The sequence below is a fragment of the Streptomyces sp. HSW2009 genome (assembly GCF_040240285.1).
Taxonomy (GTDB): domain Bacteria; phylum Actinomycetota; class Actinomycetes; order Streptomycetales; family Streptomycetaceae; genus Streptomyces.
The window spans coordinates 1-18622 of record NZ_JBEHZD010000096.1 but is presented as its reverse complement, the minus strand read 5'-3'; the positions used below and the strand labels follow the sequence as shown (position 1 = coordinate 18622).

At 74.5% G+C, this 18622-nt stretch carries 16 protein-coding genes; 8 read left to right on the top strand and 8 right to left on the bottom strand.

Annotated features, from left to right (window positions below; genetic code table 11):
• Positions 1–75: 75 nt before the first annotated feature.
• Positions 76–1260, bottom strand: coding sequence for a Gfo/Idh/MocA family protein (locus tag AAHZ94_RS10610; RefSeq protein WP_349992463.1), 1185 nt, complete (start codon positions 1258–1260; stop codon positions 76–78).
• A 670-nt stretch (positions 1261–1930) separates the two neighbouring features.
• On the opposite strand from AAHZ94_RS10610, the gene AAHZ94_RS10605 reads away from it, so the two are divergent.
• The 4 genes from AAHZ94_RS10605 to AAHZ94_RS10590 all read left to right on the top strand — a co-directional run bounded on the left by AAHZ94_RS10605 (position 1931) and on the right by AAHZ94_RS10590 (position 5591).
• On the top strand, positions 1931–2809 hold the full coding sequence (locus tag AAHZ94_RS10605; protein WP_349992465.1) for a TetR/AcrR family transcriptional regulator: 879 nt from the start codon (positions 1931–1933) through the stop codon (positions 2807–2809).
• A 319-nt stretch (positions 2810–3128) separates the two neighbouring features.
• Positions 3129–4016, top strand: coding sequence for a beta-keto acid cleavage family enzyme (locus tag AAHZ94_RS10600; protein ID WP_349992461.1), 888 nt, complete (start codon positions 3129–3131; stop codon positions 4014–4016).
• 49 nt (positions 4017–4065) lie between these two features.
• Positions 4066–5031: a 3-hydroxyacyl-CoA dehydrogenase NAD-binding domain-containing protein gene (locus tag AAHZ94_RS10595; protein WP_349992460.1), complete on the top strand. Its 966-nt coding sequence runs from the start codon at positions 4066–4068 to the stop codon at positions 5029–5031.
• The gene (locus AAHZ94_RS10590; RefSeq protein ID WP_349992459.1) at positions 5028–5591 is read left to right on the top strand and encodes a thioesterase family protein; all 564 of its coding nucleotides are present in this window, start codon (positions 5028–5030) and stop codon (positions 5589–5591) included. The genes AAHZ94_RS10595 and AAHZ94_RS10590 overlap by 4 nt, the downstream gene beginning before the upstream one ends.
• A gap of 261 nt (positions 5592–5852) precedes the next feature.
• Here the strand turns inward: AAHZ94_RS10590 and AAHZ94_RS10585 are convergent, their stop codons facing one another.
• Together AAHZ94_RS10585 and AAHZ94_RS10580 are read right to left on the bottom strand one after the other, a co-directional pair.
• On the bottom strand, positions 5853–6092 hold the full coding sequence (locus AAHZ94_RS10585; RefSeq protein ID WP_349992458.1) for a DUF2277 domain-containing protein: 240 nt from the start codon (positions 6090–6092) through the stop codon (positions 5853–5855).
• 36 nt (positions 6093–6128) lie between these two features.
• The gene (locus AAHZ94_RS10580) at positions 6129–6956 is read right to left on the bottom strand and encodes an alpha/beta fold hydrolase (protein WP_349992457.1); all 828 of its coding nucleotides are present in this window, start codon (positions 6954–6956) and stop codon (positions 6129–6131) included.
• A gap of 953 nt (positions 6957–7909) precedes the next feature.
• Here AAHZ94_RS10580 and AAHZ94_RS10575 point away from each other — a divergent pair.
• Both AAHZ94_RS10575 and AAHZ94_RS10570 read left to right on the top strand, forming a co-directional pair.
• Positions 7910–8101, top strand: a complete 192-nt coding sequence (locus AAHZ94_RS10575) for a hypothetical protein (protein ID WP_349992455.1) — start codon at positions 7910–7912, stop codon at positions 8099–8101.
• A 77-nt stretch (positions 8102–8178) separates the two neighbouring features.
• Positions 8179–8817, top strand: coding sequence for a TetR/AcrR family transcriptional regulator (locus tag AAHZ94_RS10570; RefSeq protein WP_349992453.1), 639 nt, complete (start codon positions 8179–8181; stop codon positions 8815–8817).
• 38 nt (positions 8818–8855) lie between these two features.
• On the opposite strand, the gene AAHZ94_RS10565 is transcribed toward AAHZ94_RS10570, so the two are convergent.
• Positions 8856–9812 carry an NADP-dependent oxidoreductase gene (locus AAHZ94_RS10565; protein ID WP_349992452.1) on the bottom strand — a complete coding sequence of 319 codons (957 nt, stop codon included), beginning with the start codon at positions 9810–9812 and terminating at the stop codon, positions 8856–8858.
• A 71-nt stretch (positions 9813–9883) separates the two neighbouring features.
• On the opposite strand from AAHZ94_RS10565, the gene AAHZ94_RS10560 reads away from it, so the two are divergent.
• Entirely contained in the window at positions 9884–10840 is a 957-nt protein-coding gene (locus tag AAHZ94_RS10560) for a GlxA family transcriptional regulator (RefSeq protein WP_349992450.1), read from the top strand.
• Between the two features lie 91 nt (positions 10841–10931).
• Here AAHZ94_RS10560 and AAHZ94_RS10555 read toward each other — a convergent pair whose 3' ends face one another.
• From AAHZ94_RS10555 to AAHZ94_RS10540, 4 genes are all read right to left on the bottom strand, one after another.
• The gene (locus AAHZ94_RS10555; protein ID WP_349992448.1) at positions 10932–11978 is read right to left on the bottom strand and encodes a lysophospholipid acyltransferase family protein; all 1047 of its coding nucleotides are present in this window, start codon (positions 11976–11978) and stop codon (positions 10932–10934) included.
• Between the two features lie 38 nt (positions 11979–12016).
• Positions 12017–12775 (bottom strand): GNAT family N-acetyltransferase, encoded by a 759-nt coding sequence (locus tag AAHZ94_RS10550; RefSeq protein ID WP_349992446.1) that lies wholly within the window; start codon positions 12773–12775, stop codon positions 12017–12019.
• Positions 12776–13456: 681 nt separating this feature from the next.
• Positions 13457–14542 (bottom strand): SGNH/GDSL hydrolase family protein, encoded by a 1086-nt coding sequence (locus AAHZ94_RS10545; RefSeq protein ID WP_349992444.1) that lies wholly within the window; start codon positions 14540–14542, stop codon positions 13457–13459.
• 940 nt (positions 14543–15482) lie between these two features.
• On the bottom strand, positions 15483–15836 hold the full coding sequence (locus AAHZ94_RS10540) for an ArsR/SmtB family transcription factor (RefSeq protein WP_349992443.1): 354 nt from the start codon (positions 15834–15836) through the stop codon (positions 15483–15485).
• A gap of 94 nt (positions 15837–15930) precedes the next feature.
• On the opposite strand from AAHZ94_RS10540, the gene AAHZ94_RS10535 reads away from it, so the two are divergent.
• The gene (locus AAHZ94_RS10535; RefSeq protein WP_349992441.1) at positions 15931–18423 is read left to right on the top strand and encodes a heavy metal translocating P-type ATPase; all 2493 of its coding nucleotides are present in this window, start codon (positions 15931–15933) and stop codon (positions 18421–18423) included.
• Positions 18424–18622: the final 199 nt, after the last annotated feature.

Genomic DNA, 18622 nt, shown 5'->3' with positions numbered 1-18622 from the left:
GGTGGGGGGCGCGGGCCCCACCGCATCGCCCACCGGCCCCACGGCCCCGACCGGCCCCACGGGCCGGCACGCCGGTCACAGCGTCAGCTCCGGGACCGGCAGCCGGCGGCCCTCTGTCGACGAGCGCAGCCCGAGTTCCGCGAGCTGCACCCCGCGGGCGCCCGCCAGCAGGTCGAACCGCCAGGGCTCGTCGAGCACCACATGGCGCAGGAACAGTTCCCACTGTGCCTTGAAGCCGTTGTCGAACTCCTCGTTGTCCGGCACCTCCTGCCACTGCTCGCGGAAGGCGTGACCGGCCGGCAGGTCCGGATTCCACACCGGCTTCGGGGTCATCGACCGGTGCTGGACACGGCAGCCGCGCAGCCCGGCGACGGCCGACCCCTCGACCCCGTCGACCTGGAACTCCACCAGCTCCGCACGGTCCACGCGCACCGCCCACGAGGAGTTGAGCTGGGCCACGACGCCGCCCGCGAGCTGAAAGGTCCCGTACGCGGCGTCGTCCGCCGTCGCACGGTAGGGCCGGCCCTGTTCGTCGTGGCGCTGCGGGAGGTGGGTGGCGGTCTGCGCCTGTACGGTGCGGATCTGGCCGAAGAGCTCGCGCAGGACGTACTCCCAGTGCGGGAACATGTCGCGGACGATGCCACCGCCGTCCTCGGCCCGGTAGTTCCACGACGGGCGCTGCGCCGACTGCCAGTCGCCCTCGAAGACCCAGTAGCCGAACTCACCGCGCACCGAGAGCACCCGGCCGAAGAACCCGCCGTCCAGCAGCCGGCGCAGCTTGCGGAGGCCGGGCAGGAACAGCTTGTCCTGCACCACGCCGTGCTTGACGCCCGCACCGGCGGCCAGCCGGGCCAGCGCGAGCGCGCCGGCGAGGTCGCAGGCGGTGGGCTTCTCGCAGTAGACGTGCTTGCCGGCGGCGATGGCCCGGCGCACGGACTCCTCGCGGGCCGCGGTGAGTTGGGCGTCGAAGTAGATGTCCACGGTCGGGTCGGCCAGTACCCGGTCGACGTCGGTTGACCAGTGGCGCAGGCCGTGCCGTTCGGCGATGGCCCGCAGGGCGTCCGCGCGCCGTCCGACGAGGATCGGTTCGGGCCACAGCACCGTCCCGTCGCCCACCTCCAACCCGCCCTGCGCACGGATGGCGAGCAGCGAACGCACCAGGTGCTGCCGGTAGCCCATCCGTCCGGTCACCCCGTTCAGGGCGATCCGCACCGTACGGCGCCCTGCGGTGTTCGTCGGCCCGGGCCGCTCAGCGGTCATCGGTCCTCCTTCCGTCCTCACGCGCCGCCACCGGGCGGACCGGTGCACCTCCGACGGCCCGCGCCCGCCTTGCGCACCACTGCCCGCCGCCGCTCGGCCGGGCTCCGCGGCGGGTGCGGCACGGCCTCGGGTACGGGTGCGGCACGGATGCAGCACGGGCGTGGTGCGTCCCGGGCGCCCGCGCCCGGCAGCCAGCCGAAGAAAGCGCTTTCCCTCGCAAGGTAACCCACACCGCGCACCGCTGGGGAGTACGCACCCGCGCCCGCGCCCCGAAGGACCCCAACGGCGCTCCCCCTCCGCCCGCCACGGGCTCCCTCGCCGCCCCGCCACGGACGGGCGCGCCACCCGGGCCGGGCGACGCTCCGCCACGGCCGGGGGCACGGGCCGCTCCCGGGCGCACGCCGGCGCCCGGTCCCGCCCTCGGCCCACTCGCCCCGGGGCACCTGCCGGGCCGCGTCCGAGGTGGCGGGCGGATGCGCCCTGCGCTCCCCCCGCACCTCTCACCATCCTGACTAGCGAATCAGCACATGACAGCGGCTTAGTACGCCGTGCTTCCTGGGAATTGCGGCAGGCTCCGAGGAGTCAATGTTGTGGTGATCTCAACACGCTGCTACGGTCCCCAGCCATGGAGGAACAGCCAGTGCAGCAGGGTGACCGCACCGCGCAGGCCATGCCGGTGGGTGGCGGCGAACCGGACGGGCACACCGTGCGGACGCGGGTCACCGAGGTGATCGACAGCCTCGGGTGCAGCCGGCGGGAGTTCGCACGGCGGATCGTCATGGACCCGTCGAAGCTCTCCCGCTCGCTCGGCGGCACCCGCCGCTTCACCATCGCGGAGGTCGTACGCATCGCGGACGCGGGCGGGGTCGACTGCGGCTGGCTGCTGGGCGGCCCCGGGCTCGGCCCGCTGCCCGAGTCGGCCGCGGCGCCCGGCCCCAGACAGCCGTCCGGCGCCGCCGCGCCGACCGAGGGTCGGCCGCTCCAGATCGTGCGGGAGACGGTGCGGCTCATCGCCGAGCACGGCTTCCACGCCGTACGCGTCGGTGACATCGCCGCGGCCTGCGGCACCAGTACCGCGGCCATCCACTACCACTTCCCCGGGCGGGACGAGCTGTTGGAAGCGGCCGTGCGGTGGTGCATGGACGAGGACACTGCGCGGCGCGCCGCCGACGGGCTGGCCAGCACCGATGCGCGGACCGAGTTGCTGCGGCTGATCGAACTCCAGACGCCGCGCACCGCACAGCAGCGCCGCCAGTGGCTGGTCTGGCTCGACCTGTGGGCGGAGGCGGCGCGGTCGACGGCCGTCGGCAGACTGCACGGGCACTTCTACCGACAGTGGCGGGCCACCCTCGCCGACGTGCTGCGCCGCGGCCGTGACCAGGGAGCCTTCCGGGCCGATCTGGACCCGGAGAGCGCCGCACTGCGGCTGGCCGCGCTGATCGACGGGCTCGCCACCCAGGTCCTGGCGACCGCCCCCGGCAGCACCACACCGGACGACATGCACGCCATTCTCACGGCCTTCGTCACCGACGAACTGACCACTGACTGACCACTGACTGACCTCTGACGGGCTTCCGGCTTGCTGCGGACTTGCTTCCGGCCTGCTTCCAGCGTGCTTCGGGCCGGTTTCTGACTGGCTGCTGGCCGATCTTGGCCTTGGGATGCCCTGTGGCTGGCCCCGTCGGACTTGCTCACGGGACCCGGCCCGTACGTACCAAAGACTCCGCGTACGCGCCGACCCGCGGCCCGCGGTTTGCCCCCACCCGCCACACCCACGCCAACCGGTCACGCCCCGCCGGTTGCCGCACACACCGAACACCCCCCGGCGCCCTGCCCCCGCACGGCGCCCCGTCCTCGAAGGGACCCCCATGAACGACGAGGTCATCATCACCTGCGCGCTCACCGGCGCGGGCGACACCGTGGGCCGCAGTCCACACGTTCCGGTCACGCCGCGGCAGATCGCCGCATCGGCGGTCGAAGCGGCCGGGGCCGGGGCCGCCGTGGTCCACGTGCACGTCCGCGATCCGGAGAGCGGCGCCCCCTCGCGCGACCCCCGGCTGTACGCCGAGGTGGTCGAGCGCATCAAGGAGACCGGCACCGACGTCATCATCAACCTGACCGCCGGCATGGGCGGTGACCTGGTCATCGACCCGGAGCAGCCGTTGCGCCACCTGCCCGGGACCGATCTGGTCGGCGGGTTGGAGCGGCTGCCGCACGTCGCGGAGCTGCTGCCCGACATCTGCACGTTGGACTGCGGCTCGCTGAACTTCGGCGACGGCAGCAACCTCTACGTCTCCACCCCCGACATGCTGCGCACCGGCGCCAAGCGCATTCAGGAACTCGGCGTACGGCCGGAGTTGGAGATCTTCGACACCGGGCAACTGTGGTTCGCCAAGCAACTGCACGCCGAGGGCCTGCTCGACGACCCGACGGTGTTCCAACTGTGCATGGGCATCCCCTGGGGCGCCCCGGCCGACACCGCCGTGCTCGCCGCCATGGTGAACCAGTTGCCCGCCGGCGCCCAGTGGGCCAGCTTCGCTTTGGGCCGGATGCAGATGCCCTGGGTGGCCCAGGCGATCCTGCTCGGCGGCAACGTACGGGTGGGCCTTGAGGACAACCTCTACCTGAGCAAGGGTGTCAAGGCGACCAACGGCCAGTTGGTCGAACGGGCCGTGCACATAACCGAGTTGCTCGGCGCCCGAGTGGCCACGCCCGCCCAGGCCAGGGCCCGGCTCGGCCTCGCCCCGCGTGTCTGACCCGCACCGCACCCACCCCGTACCACCCACCCCTGGTGAGGAGCCTGCCATGTCCCCCATCGCACCCGACCACGTCCGCCGCGTCGCCTGCGTCGGCGCCGGAGTCATCGGCGGCGGCTGGGCCGCCCACTTCCTGGCCCGCGGCTACGACGTCACCGCCTGGGACCCGGCCCCGGACGCCGAAGCACGGCTGCGGCGGCTGATCGACGCGGCCTGGCCCGCCGTACGGGAACTCGGCCTGGCCGACGGCGCGTCCCCGGACCGGCTGACCGTCACCGGCACGCTCGAAGAGGCGGTGGCCGACGCGCAGTTCGTCCAGGAGAGCGCGCCGGAGAAGCTGGAGCTCAAGCGCGCGCTCCTGGCCGATCTGGATGCGGCCACCCCGGCCGATGCGGTGATCGCCTCCTCCACCTCGGGCTATCCGATGACCGACATGCAGACCGCGGCGGCGCGCCCGGGGCGGCTGGTGGTGGGGCACCCGTTCAACCCGCCCTATCTGATCCCGCTGGTGGAGGTCGTCGGCGGGGAGGCGACCGAGCCCTGGGCGGTGGAGTGGGCGTCCGCGTTCTACCGGACGGCGGGCAAGTCCGTGATCACCATGGAGCGGGAGCTGCCCGGCTTCATCGCCAACCGGCTCCAGGAGGCGCTGTGGCGCGAGGCCCTGCACATGGTGGCGGCCGGCGAGGCGACCGTGGCGGACATCGACGCCTCCATCACCGAGGGCCCGGGGTTGCGCTGGGCGTTCATGGGCCCGTGTCTGACCTTCGCGCTCGCGGGCGGCGAGGGCGGCATGGCGCACATGCTCGACCACTTCGGCCCCTCGTTGAAGGCGCCGTGGACCCGGCTGGAGGCGCCCGAACTCGATGCGGCGCTGCGTACGGCGATGGTGGACGGCTGCGCCGACGCCGCCGGCGACCGGGACCACGCGGCGCTGGTGGCCGAGCGCGACCGGGGCGTCATCAATGTGCTGAGGGCCACCGGCCGACTCCCCCAGCAGGGCGGTGACCGGGCATGACGGCCCCCGACGTGCTCCCGCTCCCGGTCCACCGGGAGCCGGTGCGGCCGGAGTGGATCGACTACAACGGCCATCTCAGCGAGGCGTACTACGTCCTGGTCTTCGGGCACGCGACGGACGCGCTGATGGACCACGTCGGGCTGGACGCCGACTACCGGCGGCGCACGGGCTGCTCGCTGTACACGGTCGAGGCGCACGTGCGGTATCTGCGCGAGGTGCCGCAGGGCAGCGCGCTCACCGTCCGCACCCGACTGCTCGGCGCGGCGGGCGGCAAGGCCCACTTCGCGCACGAGATGTACGCGGCGCCCGGTCCGTCCACCGCGGGCGCGGCCCAGGGCCCGGCCGGGGTGGGCGACGCCCCGGCCGGCGACGGCGTCGGGGGCGGCGACCACGCGGTGCCGCCCGGTGAACCCGTCGCGACCGAGGAGTTGTTCACCCTCCACGTCGACCAGCACACCGGACGCACCACCCCGCTCCCGGCGTCGACCCTGGCCCGCCTGCTGCCGCACGTCGAACCGGTTCCGCGCTGGGCCGGCCGCGGCATCCGGTCGATCGTGTAACGGCAGCGGCGGGGCGGGGGCCCGGCGGGGATCGATGGAGGTCCGCCGGGGGTTGGTGGAGGTCGATGGGGTCCGGCGGGGGTCGGCGGGGTGGCCTGCCGGCGGGCCGGGACGAGCGGCCGGGACGAGCGGCCGAGCCGTGACCGGCCGCTCCCCCCTCCCCGCACGGCACCTCCCCGTACGGCACGTCCCCGCGCAGCGCTCCCCCGCACAGCACGGCCGCACCCGGTACGTCCCCGCGCGAGGGGAAGGGCGCGCCGTTCAGCCCGCTGCGCTGTCCGCGCGGCGGCCTCCGCCGCCCCGTATTTCCAGGCTGTCGAGCAGCCGCTGGGTGGCCCCGGCCACCGCTTCGACCGCCTCGTCGAAGGCGACGCGGTTGTGCGCGGCCGGCGCCCGGAAGCCCGAGACCTTGCGCACGTACTGCAACGCTGCTGCACGGATGTCGTCGTCGCTCACCTCGGGCGTGGCCGGGGGGCGGAGTGTCTTGATGCTTCGGCACATGCTTCCAGCGTAGGACGGGGGTGTGACAATGCCCGTTCAGCCGGTCGGGGCGGCGGCCGGCAGCGCGTCGAGGAAGGCGCGGACGGCCCGTGCGAAGCCGGCCGGATCGTCGTCGTGCACCCAGTGCCCGCAGCCGGGGAAGGTCCGCAGCACGGTCCCGGGCCGCCGGTCCATCATTTCGGTCGCGAGTGGGGTCGGCAGGACGGTGCTCGCGGTGCCGTGGACCAGCAGGGCGGGGCAGGTGGAGCCGAGCCAGTCCGCCCACCAGTCGCCGACCGCCGCCCGCTGGGAAGCCATCATGGCGTCCGGGTCGAAGAGGAAGCCCCAGCCGTCCGCCCGCTCGACCGCGCTCTCCAGGAAGTACCCCGCATCGGGTATGCCGCGCGCCTCCACGAGGCGGCGCAACCCGGCCAGCGTGGGGGCCCGGCGGGGCCAGTCGCCGACGTCGAGCACCGGGCGCGCCACCCGCGGCCTACGGTTCTCGGCGCCCCCTTCCTCCACGACCAGAGCACTCACCAACTCAGGCTGCCACGCGGCGAGTTGGAAGGCCGTGAGGCCACCGGCCGAATGCCCGACGACCGGCACGGGGCCCAGCCGCAGCACCTCGACGAAGTCCGCCGCGTCGGCGACGTACGCGGCCCGTCCGAAGTCGCCGGCGTCGGCCACCGAGTCGGCGCTGCGGCCGTGCCCGCGCTGTTCGAGGGCGATGATCCGATGCCGCGGAGCGAGCGCCACGGCCAGCCCGGCAAAGGCCCTGGCCCGCCCGAAGTGCCCGTGCAGCGCGAGCACGGGCCGACCGGGACCACCCGGATCGAGATAGCGCAACGGACGCCCCCGTACGACGGCGGTGGCTTCGGTGAGCATGCGGGACTCCTTGCGCGTGGCCCTGCCGCACGCGGGCCGACCGGGGCGCATCCCGTTCGCGACGGGCGGGGCCTGTAGCGGATGGGACACGGTGCGGCGAGGTGGATGCGGGGTGGGTGGGGATCGGGTGGCATGGCGTGGCCGGCGGCCGTTAACGTAACGATCGTTTCCTTAATGCGCAACAGCGTTGCCCGGGGCCCCGCGCATGCCCGTCGGCGCCGCCGCGGGGCGGAGCGGGGTGGAGCAGGGCGGGGCCGTTGTGGTCTGATGCGCGGCCGTACGCGCGATCGCCTCCCGCGCACGCGAAGCGGCCCACCAGCCCGGCCGCTGCGAGTACGGTGGATGGGCTTCGCCCGGTGTCGCGGCCGGGCTCCGCGCCGAGGTGCGGACACGGAGCGGCGCGTTCGGCGAGGTGCCCAGACCGCGTTGAGGGGATGGCCAGGAGGCAGCGGCACAAGCCGTAACACCGCAGGTCAGGGAGGGGGTCCCGGCGCAGGCAGCGGTGTTCCGGTGCCATCCTTGGGTCGGCACATCGGCGGACAGCGTCCCCGCGCGCGGGGTTGTTCCATTCACTGACGAGCCGCAGTTCGAACAGGTCACGTCGGCCCCTCCGTCCAACCGGTACGCCATCGGTGCCCGGCAGACCGGTCCACCCGCCGGCGGGGGCTGCTCCGATGACGCGGGCCTCCCACCACGGCACGGCACGGCACGGAGGAGAGCGCGCGGTCCCTGCACCCGCAGGGGTGTCCCCGGCCGCCGCGCGAGGCCGCCCGAGCACGGCACGACGTCCCCGCACCGCGCGGGGCCCACCCTCACCACCCGCCGGCCGCACGGCCCCGAACCCCCGACGGCCAGTACGCAGCCAGTACGCAGCCAGCAGGTGCTCAGCGATCAACCGCACATCGACCACCGCGTGTTGGTCGACATCTGCGACGCGTTGGAGCCGGCGGGGCATGCGGCGCGAGCACGTACGACTCGGCACGCCGCTCGGCAAGGACCTGCGGTTCGCCGCTGATCCGGGAGCGGCCCGCCCGGCCCGCGGCCCGCCGACGCCGGGGCCGTCGGACGGCGACGCCGGGGCCGCGCCCTCCCCTTACTCGCCCGTGACCAGCGGGGTCGTCCCGCCGGACCGAGGGCTACGCTGACCCGGGCGCGCCGGCGCCCGGCCCGCGGATCACACGCGCCCGCGCGCCCCACCGTCCCACCCCGAGGAGCACCGCGCATGGCCAGGCCGCGCGACCCACAGCGCCGTACCGAGCTGCTGGACTCGATCATCGAGTACCTGGCCGAGCACGGTCTCGCCGGCCTTTCCATGCGACCGCTGGCGCAGGCGCTCGGGCACAGCACCCGGGTCCTCACCCACCACTTCCGGGACAAGAACGAGCTGATCGACGCCATCCTGGTACGGCTCGACGACCGCCAGCGGGACCGGCTCAGCGCGCTTCCCGGGTGGGCCGAGGGCCGCAGTCTCGGTTCGGTGATCCGGGCCTCGTGGGACTGGCACCTGACCGACGAGTACCTGCCGGTGGTCCGACTGCTCCACGAGATCGAGGGGTTGGCCGCCGGCGGGCGGCTGCCGGGCACGCACGTGCCCGGCATGTTGCGGCAACGGGCACTGTTCGTCGCCGAGGCGCTCCGGGTGCACGGCGTCCCCGACGACGTCGCCGAACGCCGGGCCACCCTGCTCAACTCCGCCTACGCGGGCCTCCAACTCGACTACCTCACCACCGGCGACCACGCGCGGGTCCAGGCCGCCGTGGACGACCTGGTGGCCCTGGCCGACGTCTGGACCGGCGCCGCCACCCAGCAGGAGGCGCCGCAGCCCCCGCCCGCCCGGGGGGCCACGGCGCCAGGCGCCTGACCAGACCTCACGCGACCGGGGCCGATCGCGGGCACCGCTCAGTCCACCGTCAACACCAGCTTCCCCGTGGTGTGGCCCGTCTCGCCCAGGGCGTGTGCCCGGGCCGCGTCCGCGAGGTCGAACGTGCCGGCGATCTCGGCGCGCAGCCGCCCGTCCGCCGCGAGCGCGGCGATGCCCGCCATGCCCGCGTGGTCGTCCTCCACCACCATGACCGCGGCCCGCACCCCGAGCCGGTCGGCCTCCGCGAGGAGCGCCGGGTTGCCCGGGTCGATGCGCAGCGAGACCAGGGTGCCGCCACGGCGCAGGCTGCGCAGCCCGGGCAGCGCCTCTTCGCTGCCGCGGGAGTCGAGGACGACGTCGACGCCGCGGACGGCCTCGGTCAGGTCGGTGGTCCGGTAGTCATGTACCTCGTCGGCGCCGAGCGACCGCAGGAAGTCGTGCTTGGGCGCGCTGGCGGTGGCGATCACCTCGGCCCCGCGGGCCTTGGCGATCTGTACGGCGAGGTGGCCGACGCCGCCCGCCGCCGCGTGGACCAGCACCCGCTGCCCGGCCGTCACCCGCGCCGTGTCCACCAGGGCCTGCCAGGCGGTGAGGGCGGCCAGCGGCAGCGCCCCGGCCTGTACGTGGTCGATGCTCGCTGGCTTGGCGGCGAACGCGCGGGCCGGGCCCGTGACGTACTCGGCGTGCGTGCCCACCCCGTACGGGTACGGCACCATGCCGAACACCTCGTCCCCCGGCGCGAACAGCGTCACCCCGAGGCCGACCGCCTCGACCACTCCCGAGGCGTCCCAGCCGAGCACGAACGGCGGTTCGCCCAGGAAGAGTCCGGGCAGGCCGCGGTGCTTCCAGTCGGTGGGGTTGAGGCCGGCGGCGCGCACGCGCACCAGGACCTCGCCGAGTCCCGGCTTCGGGCGCGGCAGCCGGACCTCCTTGAGTACCTCGGGACCGCCGATGGCGTCCTGGCTGACGGCCCGCATGGTGATGGTGTCGTTCATGGCCCCAGCCTGCGCCTTCGCCGCCCCCGGCAGGCAGTGGCACGAAGGTCATTCACCGATAGGATCATGCCATGCATCGTGTGGTCGTGTTGGCGCTGGACGGCGTCTACCCGTTCGAACTCGGCATCCCGCAGCGCGTCTTCGGCTCCGCCGGTGACCGGTACGAGGTGGTCACCTGCGCGGTCGGTGACGGCCCTGGCGAGCGTTCCGTCCGCACATCTGCGGACTTCGTGCTGACCGCGACGCACGGCGTGGAGGCGCTGGCCACCGCCGACACGGTGGTGATCCCGCCGTACGAGGCGGCCATGTCGGCCGAGCCGCTGTCGGCGCCGGCGGCGCGGGCCCTCGCGCTGATCCCGGCCGGCGCGCGCACCGTCTCCATCTGTACCGCGGCCTTCGCCCTCGCCGAGGCCGGGCTGCTCGACGGCCGGCCGGCCACCACGCACTGGGGGCTCGCCGCCCGCTTCCGGGCCACGTATCCGCAGGTGGCGTTGGATGCGAGCGTGCTGTTCATCGACGACGGCGACATCCTCACCTCGGCCGGTGCCGCCTCCGGCGTCGACGCCTGTCTGCACCTGGTGCGCAAGGACCACGGCAGCACGGTCGCCAGCGGGGTGGCCCGGCTGTGCGTGGTGCCGCCGTGGCGCGAGGGGGGCCAGGCGCAGTACGTCGAAATGCCGGTGCCCGAGCCGTCCGCGGCCTGCACGGCGGCGACCCGCGAGTGGGCGCTCGGTCGGCTGGCGGAACCACTGGTCCTCGCCGACCTGGCCGCGCACGCCCGGATGAGCCTGCGCACCTTCGCCCGGAGGTTCCAGGACGAGGTGGGGATGAGTCCGGGTCGGTGGCTGATCCAGCAGCGGGTCAACCGGGCCCGCGGCCTGCTGGAGAACAGCGATCTGTCGGTGGAACAGATCGCCGGCCGGGTGGGCTTCGCGACCGCCACCTCGCTCCGGCACCACCTGCACGCCGCGATCGGGGTGTCCCCGCAGACCTACCGCCGCACGTTTCGGGCCGCCGCCCACGCCTGACTTGGGCTTGGGCTTGGGATGAGCCGAGGGGCCTGCCCCCGCTACTCCCCCCGGACATACGGATACGGCCCACCACGCGACGGTTGCGGCGTCAGCGGCTGCGCGCCCCGCCACCGCGTGCCGTGGAGGCGCGGCGCTCGGCGACCGGGGTGGCCCGCCGGTGCCGGGTCGCCGGCCGCGTACCGGGCCCGCCGGCCAGGTCCGCGTCGCACAGGAAGTCGGTGCCGCAGATCGCGTCGGCGGGGACCTGGAGGCTGCGCCCGCAGGCGGCGCCCCGTACCCCCGCGGCGTCCGCGTCCACCCGCGCCCCGGCGCCGCCGGCCGGGTCGACGGCCGGGTCGGCGTCGCGCACCGCATCGCGCGCCCGGGCGGCGAGTTCCCGCCGGTCACCGACGGTCGGCAGGATCGCCTGCTGCACCTGGACGCGTACGGTCAGCCCGTCCGCGCTCATGATCCGGCGCAGCGAACTGCCGAAGTCGTCGTCGCCGACGAAGGCCGCCACCGTGCTCAGGGCGTGGTGCTGGAAGTAGCCCAGGGTCACCGGGCGGACCGGGGCCCCCGCGTCGATCGCCGCCTGGAAGGTCGCCCGCCGGAACTCGCCCGTGGTGCCTGCGCACCAGGTGGCGCCCTGCGGGAAGACCATCACCGAACGTCCGCTGCGCAGCAGTTCGGCGATCTCGTCGACGGTACGGGGCAGGCCGCGCATGCTGTCGCGGTCGATGAAGCGGGTTCCGGCGCGCTGGACGAGTTGCCCGACTACCGGCCACTCCCCCACCTCACGCTTGGCCAGCATCGTCACCGGCTCGACGGCGAGCAGGGCGATCACGTCGAGCCAGGAGACGTGGTTGGCCACCACCAGCGTGCCGACCCCGACCGGGGCGGTGTCCGGCGCCCCGGAGAGCAGCCCGGGCGGGGGCGTTGCTGGCACGGCGGGCTCGGTGCCCGCAACGCTCAGCGGCCCGCCGGCGTGTTCGACGCGGACGCCGAGCGCCGCCAGCAGGCCCTGCGCGTGCCCGCGCACCACGGCCGGGTCGGCCAGCGCCTCGCCGGCCGCCATCGCGCGCAGCACCTGGCGGACGAAGGCCATCGACCGGCGCGCGGCACGCGCCTTCGCCACCTTGTCGACGGCGTGCGCCACGCAGCGCTGGTCGCACGGCGACGCGGGGGCCCAGGCGTTCACTGCGCGTCGCCGAGGAAGTAGCGCCGGTAGCGGTCGTTCATCTGCTCGGTGTCGAGGACGACGAAGAAGTCGGCGTCGTCGAAGTCGCGCTCGTGGTGCGGGGCGCCGCACATCCAGGCGCCGACCCGCAGGTAGCCGCGGAGCAGCGGGGGCAGGTCGGAGTAGGTGGGCTTGGCGTCCAGCGGCTGGGGCGGCGTCCACGGGTCGCGCGGCTGCACCCGCAGCTCCGGCGGGGCGGCGTGCCGGGTGGTGCCCAGCAGCCAGGCGTTGCTGGCCGCCTGCCCGCCGTCGGCCAGCGAGACGGAGGCGCAGCCGGCGAGGTAGCGGTGCCCGGAGAGCAGGACGTAGCGGGCCAGGCCGGCCCACATGAGGTTGATCACCGCGCCGGAGCGGTGGTCGGGGTGCACGCAGGCGCGCCCGGCCTCCACCATGGAGGAGCGCACGTCGAGCGGCAGCCCGCGCAGGTCGAACTCGCCTTCCGAGAAGAGCCGTTCGCCACGCCCGGGAGGAAGCAGCCGGTAGGTGCCGACGACCTCGCCGGTGTGCTTGTCGCTGACGATCAGGTGGTCCATGACGTCGTCGAACTCGTCCACGTCGAGCCCGTCCGTGGTGGAGGGCAGCTTGGCCCCCTGCTCCTCGCCGAAGACCTGGTAGCGCAGCCGCTGCGCGGCCTCGATCTGCTGCTGCGTGTCCGCGATGGCGGTGATGTAGGAGTCGGTGGCCGCCGTTACGGTGGACGTCGAGAGCGTAGGCATTCTGGTCTCCGTTCAGGGGGAATTCAGCAGCGTCATCGGTCCCGGTCGGCAATCGTTTGCTGCCCGGCTATGCATGGTTCTTTCGCGCGTCGGTAGAATGCCCGCTCTTCGGAGAGCCGAGAAGCGGCCTTGGGCAAGCATTTCGCTGGCGCTGTGAAGTATTCCGACGGCTGCGAAAGTCGCAGTGTCCGTACGGTTATTCATATGCTGCCAAGGGATGACGAAGACGGGACGCGGCAGGCCGCGCCTCGCCCCTGACGAGGCACGGTCCACCCGCGGATGGGTCGTCTCGCGTCCCGTCCACGCCGGTCACACGGCGGGCAAGAACAGTGTCGGACAGGAAGTGGAAGAACCTCACCACCGGGACGGCAGTGGCATTCGCGGCCGAACTCCCGTTTACCACGGAAATGTCGCCGCTTCCCTGTCCGCACTCCCCTTATTCATGGGGTGGCGATTCCTTGCAGAATATCCTGCCGATGATCATTGCGTTACGGCAGGGGGTGGCGCGGAGCGGCCTCGCATGCGGTGCGGGACGGTGAATGCCCCACTGCCGAGAACCGCCAAGGCCCGGCAAGACCCGCCGAGACCCACCCAGGTCCGCCCGGGGCCGCGCAGGACGAAGGCGCCGGGCCCGCGGCCCGGCGCCTCCCCTCGTACCGCCTCACTCCACCCCGCGCGACCTCACTGCGCCCCGCTCCGCGCGACCGCCGTCAGCGCCTTGAACACCTGCCCGGCCACGCCCTCCATGGCGCTACGGCGCGGGTGGTAGTGGGCCGCGGCGAGCGGGTCGAGGTCCTTGCCCTGAATCCAGGCCCGGCTGCCGGGCGCGCAGGCGTCGTGGCCGAGCGAGACGCCATAGGTGTCGACGTACTGGGTGTCGCCGTCCCGTTCGGCCGCCTCGGCCATCGAGGTGTTGAGGGCCCGTTCGACGGCGTCGAGCCAGCGCAGGTCCCCGTCGGCGAACGGCAGCACATCGGGGCAGGAGCCCTGCGGCGGGGCGATGCGGGGGTAGCCGACGAGCACGACGTGCGCCCGCGGGGCGCGTTCGTGGATGGTGCGCAGGATCGTCGAGACCCGCGCGGAGACCTGCTGCGCGTGGTCGATCAGGGTGTCCACGCCGTCCACCGTGTACCGCCGCTGGCACGGGTTGCCGGTGGGGTCGCCGGGGCGCAGCCCCGGGCAGACCTCGGTCAACTCGCCGAAGATGCCGAAGTCGTTGCCGCCGATGCTGAGGGTGACCAGGTCGGTCTGCCGGGTCAGCGGATCGAGTTGCGGCCGGTTGCTGCCCAGCGGTACGGACTGCGGCCGGGTCATGTGCGTGGTGTCGGCGCCACCGCAGCTCATGTCGGTGTAGGAGGGGATGCGGAGGGCCCGGGCGAGCAGGGCCGGGTAGTTGGCGGTGGACCGGAAGCAGCCGGCCGGGTCCAGGCGCATCAGCGGGATCAGCGGCCCGGAGACGTAGGAGTCGCCGAGCGCGACGTAGCGGCCGTACCGCGCCTCGCGGTCGCCGGCCGTCGGCGCGGCCGGCCCGTCCGGGGCCGCTGATGCGACACCGGGCGCCGCGACCAGCGCACAGGTCGCGGTCAGCGCACCGGCGACGGCGAGCCCGAGCCGCCGCACCGGGCGCAACCGCCGCGCGGCCGGCGCGGTGCGCGTCCGGCGCAGGAGCCGCGCGCGGCGCCCGCCGCGGTCCTCGCCCCCACCACCGGCGGGTACGGGGCGCGCCCAGCGCGCCGAACGGTGCTGACGTACGTGCCGTAGAGCCATGGTGACCTCACCCGGGTTGGAGTTGGTCGGTGCTGACGACGGGGGTTCGTGCGGTGCGCTCTCGACCCGTGGGCCGCGGCGGTACGAGCGGTGCCCACGGGGCGCCCGGGGCCGGCGGGGCCCGGGCACCCCGGCAGACCGTTGCTGCCCGACCGGCCCGCAGCAGCGAACCGCCCGCCACCGGGGCCGAGGACGCCACCCCACGGCGCGCCCGACCCGGCCCGCCGCTACCCCTTCTCCTGCGCTTGCCCATACCGCTCGCTCTCGACGGAGGAATGTCACGGGTCGAGCCACCGAAGTACGCCGTACGCGGTGCGTCACCCGCCGGCGCTCCGGCGCCGCACGGGCCGGCCGCCGGGGCCGATCGGGTGCGGGTGCGCCGGAGTCGGCGCGGGTGCGGTGCCATCCTCCGCCGGGTGCGCTCAGGTGCGCACCGCGAAGGCCGTCCGGGCCCCGAACGGGACCCCTCCCCCACAGGACTGCCCGCGTTTCGCCGGACCACTACTGTCCCGACGCCGCCCAACCGTGCGGATTTCACGCCGATTTCGGGCTCGCTCGGTAAGGGCACTGCCGGTCGGGCCGGCACGACCGTGACGGAGCTGGTCACCGCGCCGGTTACTGCGCCAGTTGCTGCGCCGGGCGCCGAGTGCGCCGGCGGCGCCGGCCGTTGCGTACGACACGACCGCGGTCACCCGCGGCAGGCAGGGCGCAGGGGCGCACGCGGCGGGGCCCACGGAGGCGGGGGCGCGCTCCGGGCAAGAACGCGCCGGGCCGGTGGGAAGGCGGGGAGCACCGGGCCAGCGGGGGCGGGGAAGTCGCAAGACCGGCGGGCGGAGGGACCCCGGGCCGGCAGGAGACGGAGAGAAGCACAGGGCCGGCGGCGTGGAGAAAGCCCAGCGGCGGCGAGACGGTGGGGCGGGGAGGAGAAGGGCCGGGGCCGTTAGCCGGCGCGGCGGGTGACGGCACCGCCGGCGCCGCTCGGGCGGTGGTGGTCGACGTGGCTGAGTGCCTGTTCGATGAGGGTGGCCACATGGTCGTCGTGGAGCGAGTAGAGCACTCGGCGGCCGTCCCGGTGCCCGGCCACCAGGCCGAGGTGACGCAGCATCCGCAGGTGGTTGGAGACCGTGTTCTGCTCCATGCCCACCTCGGCGGCGAGCTCACCGACCGGGCAGGGCGAACGCAACAGCCGGTCCAGGATCTGTACGCGTGCGGGCGAGGCGAGTGCCTGCATGACCTCGGCCACGGCAAACGCCCGCTCCCGAGAGATCAATTCGCCCGCGTTCCCTGGTCCCATAACGCAAATGGTACCGGTAATCATGTGACTGGCCCGGGGCTGGAGCTGGCTGGATTCCCTCCAACACATCACGAGGTCATGATATTTTGAGCTCATGATCTCGCGGGAAGATTGCGCCGGCGCCGACGCGCTGCGCCTCGACATCACCGATGTACTCCCCGGGCCGCACGCACGCTGTGAGCCGTGCGTCGAACGCGTCGTCATCTCACTCGGGCGGCGCAAGGCCATCGGCTCCGTGCACCGGACGCCGGACGGTACGGGCGCCGTCGGCGCCGTCTGCGTGCACTTCGACACGGCGGCCTGCGGCGCCGACCAAGTGCGCAGGGAAGCCCTCGCCGTCGGCGCCCGCACCGGACGCGCCCACGGCGAAGACCAACACCCGGCACCCGCCCACCGCCCCGTGCCCCACCCCGTACCCGTACCCGTACCGACGCTGCTGCCGGCGCCGGCCGGCGCCCCGGAAGCCGGCGCCGCCCCCGCCGGGGCCCCGCCCGGCGAGCACGACCAGCCGCCCGCCCACGACCACCGCCACCCGGCCGGACACGACGACGGGCACAGCCACGGGCACGGGCACGGGCACGACCACAGCCAAGGTCACAGCCACGGCCACGACCACGGGCCGTTCGGCGAGCGGGCGGAGCTGGTCTTCGCGCTGCTGGCCGGGGTCGGCTACGCGGCCGGGCTGCTGCTCGACCACGCGACCAGCGCACCCGGCATCACCCCGCTCCTGTGCTACCTCGCCGCCTACGCCTTCGGCGGGTTCTTCACGGTGCGCGAGGCCATCGTCACCATCCGGGCCGGGCGGTTCGAGGTCGACTTCCTCATGCTGGCCGCGGCCGTGGGCGCGGCGGCGATCGGCAAGTGGGCCGAGGGCGCGGTGCTGCTGTTCCTGTTCAGCCTCGGGCACGCGCTGGAGGAGTACGCGATGGGGCGGGCCAGACGCTCCATCGAGGCGCTGGCCGACCTCACGCCGCGGACCGCGCTGCTCCGCGTGGGCGCGCACACCACCGAGGTGCCGGTGGAGCAACTGGCGCCCGGCGACACGGTGGTGGTCAGGCCACACACCCGGGTGGCGGCCGACGGGTTCGTACGCGGCGGGTCCGGCGCCGTCGACCAGGCGGCGGTCACCGGCGAGAGCCTGCCGGCCGACAAGGTGCCGGTGGCCGACCCGGCGGGCGCGCTGCGGGCCCCGGGGGCCGTGCCGCCCGAGAGCCGGGTCTTCGCCGGCACCGTCAACGGCTCGGGCGCCCTGGAGGTGACCGTCACCAGCCGGGCCGCCGACAACACGCTGGCCCGGGTGGTGGCCATGGTGCGGGACGCGGAGACCCGCCAGTCGCCGGCCCAGGCGTTCACGGCCCGCCTCCAGCGCATCTTCGTACCCGCCGTCATCGGCACCGTCGGCCTGCTGCTCGGCGCCTTCCTGGTGGTGGACGAACCCTTTTCCGCCTCGCTGTACCGGGCGATGGCCGTCCTCGTCGCGGCCAGCCCCTGCGCCCTGGCCATCGCCACGCCCGCCGCCGTGCTGAGCGCGGTGGCGCGGGCGGCCCGCAGCGGGGTGCTGATCAAGGGCGGTGGCCCGTTGGAGCGGGTGGGCCGGGTGACGGCGGTGGCGTTCGACAAGACGGGCACGCTCACCGACGGCCGGCCGCGCCTGACGGACGTGGCCCCGGCCCCGGGCGTGACCGAGGACGAACTGCTCGGTACGGCGCTGGCCGTGGAGCGGCTCAGCGACCATCCGCTGGCCCAGGCGGTGGTGCGCGACCTGACCGCCCGGCTGGGCGGGGCCGCCGTGCCGGTCGCGGACGACCTGCACACCACGGTCGGCCGCGGCGTGCGGGCCGGTGTCGGTGGTGTGAGCGCGGCGATCGGCAGTACGGCCTTCTTCCCCGACCCGGAACACCCGGCACAACAAGGCGAGTTGACGGCCGGTGGCGCGCCGCTGCCCACCGCGCTGCGGGAGCTGGCAGAACAGTGGGAGCGGGCCGGGCGCACCACGATGGTCGTCCGGCTGGGCGAGCGCTACCTCGGCGTGCTCGGCGTGCTCGACACCCCGCGCCCGGAGGCGGCGGCGGTGGTGGCCCGGCTGCGGGCACTGGGCGTGCGGCGGGCCGTCATGGTCTCGGGCGACAACCAGCGGGCCGCCGACGCGGTGGCCGACGCGGTGGGCCTGGACCAGGCGTGGGGGTCGCTGCTGCCCGCCGACAAGGTGGCCGCCGTCGAGCGGCTGCACGCCGCCGGGCACCGTACGGCCGTGGTCGGCGACGGCGTGAACGACGCACCGGCGCTGGCGAGTGCGACGGTGGGCATCGCGATGGGCGCGGCCGGTTCGGCGGTGGCCCTGGAGAGCGCCGACATCGCCCTGATGTCCCCGGGTCTCGACAAGTTGCCGCTGGTCACCGGGTTGAGCCGGCGTACCAGCAGGGTGATCAAGCAGAACCTGTTGCTGAGCCTGGGCATCGTCGCGGTGCTGGTGCCGGCCACCGTGCTCGGGCTCGGCATCGGGCCGGCGGTGCTGGTCCACGAGGGGTCCACGCTGCTGGTCGTCGCCAATGCGCTGCGGCTGCTGGGCTATCCGGAGCACGACTAGCGGCCTGGATGGCCCCGCTGCCGGCGCGCCGCCGCGGCGCGGCCGTCCGGTGACCGGACGCGGGGCTGTGCTGCGGTCGGACGCGAGGGGGGGGGGGGGGGGGGGGGGGGGGGGCGGGGCTGGCCCCCCCCCCCCCCCCCCCCCCCCCCACCCCCCCACCACCCCCCCCCCCCCCCAGCACCAGCCGCCCCCCCGCCGC

Excerpts from the sequence above, each read along its gene's own strand:
- AAHZ94_RS10545 (WP_349992444.1), bottom strand. The coding sequence starts at position 14,542 with ATGGCTCTACGGCACGTACGTCAGCACCGTTCGGCGCGCTGGGCGCGC.
- AAHZ94_RS10595 (WP_349992460.1), top strand. The coding sequence starts at position 4,066 with ATGTCCCCCATCGCACCCGACCACGTCCGCCGCGTCGCCTGCGTCGGC.
- AAHZ94_RS10585 (WP_349992458.1), bottom strand. The coding sequence starts at position 6,092 with ATGTGCCGAAGCATCAAGACACTCCGCCCCCCGGCCACGCCCGAGGTG.
- AAHZ94_RS10570 (WP_349992453.1), top strand. The coding sequence starts at position 8,179 with ATGGCCAGGCCGCGCGACCCACAGCGCCGTACCGAGCTGCTGGACTCG.
- AAHZ94_RS10580 (WP_349992457.1), bottom strand. The coding sequence starts at position 6,956 with ATGCTCACCGAAGCCACCGCCGTCGTACGGGGGCGTCCGTTGCGCTAT.
- AAHZ94_RS10610 (WP_349992463.1), bottom strand. The coding sequence starts at position 1,260 with ATGACCGCTGAGCGGCCCGGGCCGACGAACACCGCAGGGCGCCGTACG.
- AAHZ94_RS10590 (WP_349992459.1), top strand. The coding sequence starts at position 5,028 with ATGACGGCCCCCGACGTGCTCCCGCTCCCGGTCCACCGGGAGCCGGTG.
- AAHZ94_RS10550 (WP_349992446.1), bottom strand. The coding sequence starts at position 12,775 with ATGCCTACGCTCTCGACGTCCACCGTAACGGCGGCCACCGACTCCTAC.
- AAHZ94_RS10535 (WP_349992441.1), top strand. The coding sequence starts at position 15,931 with ATGATCTCGCGGGAAGATTGCGCCGGCGCCGACGCGCTGCGCCTCGAC.
- AAHZ94_RS10605 (WP_349992465.1), top strand. The coding sequence starts at position 1,931 with ATGCCGGTGGGTGGCGGCGAACCGGACGGGCACACCGTGCGGACGCGG.
- AAHZ94_RS10575 (WP_349992455.1), top strand. The coding sequence starts at position 7,910 with ATGCGGCGCGAGCACGTACGACTCGGCACGCCGCTCGGCAAGGACCTG.
- AAHZ94_RS10540 (WP_349992443.1), bottom strand. The coding sequence starts at position 15,836 with ATGGGACCAGGGAACGCGGGCGAATTGATCTCTCGGGAGCGGGCGTTT.
- AAHZ94_RS10565 (WP_349992452.1), bottom strand. The coding sequence starts at position 9,812 with ATGAACGACACCATCACCATGCGGGCCGTCAGCCAGGACGCCATCGGC.
- AAHZ94_RS10560 (WP_349992450.1), top strand. The coding sequence starts at position 9,884 with ATGCATCGTGTGGTCGTGTTGGCGCTGGACGGCGTCTACCCGTTCGAA.
- AAHZ94_RS10600 (WP_349992461.1), top strand. The coding sequence starts at position 3,129 with ATGAACGACGAGGTCATCATCACCTGCGCGCTCACCGGCGCGGGCGAC.